Source organism: Desulfosporosinus sp. I2 (assembly GCF_000960765.1).
GTDB lineage: Bacteria > Bacillota > Desulfitobacteriia > Desulfitobacteriales > Desulfitobacteriaceae > Desulfosporosinus.
Genome location: NZ_JYNH01000320.1, coordinates 1 through 494 on the forward strand (window position 1 = coordinate 1; position 494 = coordinate 494).

Consider the following 494-nt stretch of genomic DNA (forward strand, 5'->3'; position numbering starts at 1 on the left):
ATTAGAGTTGCATAAAAATAATTTGTCCTTGTCAAGAGGAAATCAGAAAAGATTTTATTTCCTTATATAATCCTTAAATGGTACATACAACCAATAACTTTCTCTTTCTCCGAGAAAGTTGACTACCACCTAAGAGGTAGTTCTTATCCACATTTTTACACTTATTTGTTTGAGTGTTTAGAAAATCTCGTTGCTATAGAAAAGGTCATCCATCTCTCCAGAAAGCACTTGTTTTAACGCTCTTTCGTAGATCCGCTCATGATCCTGTCGCTGGCGTCCCTTTGTTGGGGGGCCTTTCCTGTGAAGCTTTTGCACAAAGGAGGTGAAAGGCTCGTATAAACACGTTATTAAGAGTCGTTGAATATCGAGTAAAGGACCTTGGTAGGCTGATCTATACTTGACCAACATCATCAAACAATAGGTAATTAAGGCGATAACCAATTGATTCACAACGGCAGCTTTACTCTTACCAAACAGATGCTTAATCGTCAAAT

General features: G+C 37.9%; 1 pseudogene. It reads right to left on the minus strand.

Features of this window, described 5'->3' with window-relative positions:
- Window positions 1-177 precede the first annotated feature (177 nt).
- A pseudogene (locus tag UF75_RS29565) lies at window positions 178-494 on the minus strand (IS4 family transposase); the annotation flags it as partial.